This is a genomic window from Micromonospora sp. 4G55 (assembly GCF_016803375.1).
In genome coordinates this window covers 1-3,367 of the sequence record NZ_JAEVHN010000658.1, presented here as the reverse complement: position 1 = coordinate 3,367, position 3,367 = coordinate 1, and the positions used below count along the sequence as shown (strand labels likewise).

Genomic DNA, 3,367 nt, shown 5'->3' with positions numbered 1-3,367 from the left:
GTACCCGGTTGGCGGGCGGGGGTGCGGGGCGGGCACGATGGAGCGGCTATGACGCTCACTGCCGCGCTGCCTCGAAGCGCCGACCCCGACACCCTCTACGACGCGTTCGCCGGCTGGGCGAAGGAGCGCGGCCTCGACCTCTACCCCCACCAGGAGGAGGCGGTCATCGAGATCGTCTCCGGCGCGAACGTGATCATGAACACGCCGACCGGCTCCGGCAAGAGCCTGGTCGCGATCGCGGCGCACTTCGCCGCCCTGGCCGACGACCGGACCACCTTCTACACCGCGCCGATCAAAGCGCTGGTGTCGGAGAAGTTCTTCGCCCTCTGCGAGGTCTTCGGCGCGGAGAACGTCGGCATGCTCACCGGCGACGCCAGCGTCAACGCCGACGCCCCGATCATCTGCTGCACCGCCGAGATCCTGGCCAACCTCGCGCTGCGCGAGGGGTCCCGGGCGGACGTCGGCCAGGTGGTCATGGACGAGTTCCACTTCTACGCCGAGCCCGACCGGGGCTGGGCATGGCAGGTGCCGCTGATCGAACTGCCGCAGGCGCAGTTCGTGCTGATGTCGGCCACGCTCGGCGACACCACCCGGTTCGTCGACGACCTGACCCGGCGCACCGGGCGGTCCACCGCCGTCGTCCGCTCCGTCGAGCGGCCGGTCCCGCTGCTCTTCTCGTACGCGATGACCCCGCTGCACGAGACCCTGGAGGAGCTGCTGGAGACCAAGCAGGCCCCGGTCTACGTCGTGCACTTCACCCAGGCCGCCGCGCTGGAACGCGCCCAGGCGCTGATGAGCGTCAACGTCTGTACCCGGGCCGAGAAGGACATGATCGCCCAGGCGATCGGCAACTTCCGGTTCACCTCCGGCTTCGGCAAGACCCTGTCCCGGCTGGTCCGGCACGGCATCGGCGTGCACCACGCCGGCATGCTGCCCAAGTACCGCCGCCTGGTGGAGACCCTCGCCCAGGCCGGCCTGCTCAAGGTCATCTGCGGCACCGACACCCTGGGCGTCGGCATCAACGTGCCCATCCGCACCGTGCTCTTCACCGGCCTGTCCAAGTACGACGGAATGCGGACCCGGCTGCTCAAGGCCCGCGAGTTCCACCAGATCGCCGGGCGGGCCGGGCGGGCCGGCTTCGACACCCTCGGCCGGGTGGTGGTGCAGGCTCCCGAGCACGTCATCGAGAACGAGAAGGCCCTGGCCAAGGCCGGCGACGACCCGAAGAAGCGGCGCAAGGTGGTCAAGAAGAAGCCGCCGGAGGGCTCGGTCGGCTGGGGGCAGCCCACCTTCGAGCGCCTGGTCGAGGCCGAGCCCGAGCCGCTGACCTCCAGCTTCCAGGTCAGCCACTCGATGCTGCTCAACGTCATCGGGCGCCCCGGCGACGCGTTCGCCTCGATGCGGCACCTGCTCACCGACAACCACGAGGACCGGGCCGCCCAGCGCCGGCACATCCGCCGGGCCATCGCGATCTACCGGGCGCTGCGCGCCGGCGGGGTGGTCGAACAGCTCGACGAGCCGGACGAGGCCGGCCGGCGGGTCCGCCTCACCGTCGACCTTCAGCTCGACTTCGCGCTCAACCAGCCGCTGTCGCCGCTGGCGTTGGCCGCGATCGAGCTGCTCGACGTCGAGTCCCCCTCGTACGCCCTCGACGTGCTCTCGGTCGTCGAGTCGATCCTCGACAACCCCCGTCAGGTGCTCTCCGCGCAGCAGTTCAAGGCCCGCGGCGAGGCGGTGGCCGCGATGAAGGCCGAGGGCATCGAGTACGAGGCGCGCCTCGAACTGCTCGACGAGGTGACCTGGCCGAAGCCGCTCGCCGAGCTGTTGGAGGCCGCGTACGAGATGTACCGGCAGGGCCACCCCTGGGTCGCCGACCACCAGCTCTCCCCCAAGTCCGTGGTCCGGGACATGTACGAGCGGGCGATGACCTTCACCGAGTACGTGCAGTTCTACGGGCTGTCCCGCTCGGAGGGCCTGGTGCTGCGGTACCTCGCCGACGCGTACAAGACGCTGCGGCAGACCGTGCCCGAGGACGCCAAGACCGAGGAGCTGGTCGACCTCATCGAGTGGCTGGGCGAGCTGGTCCGCCAGGTCGACTCCAGCCTGATCGACGAGTGGGAGCGGCTGCGCAACCCGTCCGACGTGGCGGAGCTGGCCTCCTCGCTGGAAGACAAGCCGCCGGCGGTCACCCGCAACACCCGCGCCTTCCGGGTGCTGGTCCGCAACGCGCTGTTCCGGCGGGTCGAGCTGGCCGCGCTGCGCCGCTGGTACGACCTGGGCGAGCTGGACTCCGCGTCGGGCTGGGACGCCGACGCGTGGGCCGAGGCGCTGGAGCCGTACTTCGAGTCGTACGACTCGATCGGGGTCGGCCCCGACGCGCGCGGGCCGGCGCTGCTGATGATCGAGCAGGGCCGGGAGCGCTGGACGGTGCGGCAGATCCTCGACGACCCCGAGGGCGACCACGACTGGGGCATCAGCGCCGAGGTGGATCTTGCAGCGTCCGACGAGGCGGGCGCCGCGGTCGTCCGGATCACCGACGTCGGTCAGCTGTAGAAAAGAGTTTCGCGGGGCCGTCCGGAGTGTCCGGGCGGCCCCTTTCGTTCCCTGGGCGATGTCACCCCCGTCGATTAGAATGTATGTACTAATCGAGGTTCCTGACCTGGGAGGACGCTCGTGACCGCGCCCACCTCCACCGCCCCGCTCACCCCCTACGCCACGCTCCTCGGCTTCACCCGGTACGTCGACCGCACCGGGCCGACCAAGGCCACCTTCGTCGGTGGGCTGCGCAAGCAGCGGGCCAGCCGGCACGGGTTCAACCCGCACGGCCAGTTCGTCAAGGCCCTCAAGGCCGACATCGCCTTCCACACCGGCGGCACCCATCTCGCCGGCGTGGCCGACGTGGTCAAGCCCCGGTGGCGCCCGCTCTACCAGGCGCTCGTCCCCGGGGCGACGGCCTGGCTGGAGTCCCTCGGCGAGCCGGCCGGCATCGACCTGGCCCAGACCCGCGACGCGCTCGCCATGCTGGGCGACCTGCCCGTCAAGATCAACCCGCACTTCGGCGTCCGGTACGCCGACGGCCACGCCGAGGCGGTCCGGCTGCACTTCGACGAGGCCCCGCCGAGCGAGGAGACGACCCTCGCGACGCTGCACCTGATGGCCCGGCACATGGACGCGGTGCTCCCGCACGCCGAGCCGGTCCTGGTCGACGTGCGACGGGGCGAGGCCCACCGGATGCCCGACACGATCAAGCCCGAGCAGGTCGAGCAGTGGCTGGCCGGCGAGGCCGCCGCCTTCCGCGCCATCTGGTCCACCGCCGCCTGACCCGACGTCCCCGTCCGGGCCGGTCACCGCTCCAGGCGGTGCGACG

General features: G+C 71.2%; 2 protein-coding genes. Both read left to right on the top strand.

Going from position 1 to position 3,367, the window contains the following annotated elements:
- The first annotated feature begins 48 nt into the window (after positions 1–48).
- Positions 49–2,553 carry an RNA helicase gene (locus tag JNW89_RS31835; protein ID WP_238451876.1) on the top strand — a complete coding sequence of 835 codons (2,505 nt, stop codon included), beginning with the start codon at positions 49–51 and terminating at the stop codon, positions 2,551–2,553.
- A 120-nt stretch (positions 2,554–2,673) separates the two neighbouring features.
- Complete coding sequence (locus JNW89_RS31830; RefSeq protein WP_238451875.1) at positions 2,674–3,321, top strand: hypothetical protein; 648 nt, start codon at positions 2,674–2,676, stop codon at positions 3,319–3,321.
- Positions 3,322–3,367 lie beyond the last annotated feature (46 nt).

Bases quoted from the DNA above. Each gene is read 5' to 3' on its own strand.
- JNW89_RS31835 (WP_238451876.1), top strand. From the start codon at position 49: ATGACGCTCACTGCCGCGCTGCCTCGAAGCGCCGACCCCGACACCCTC.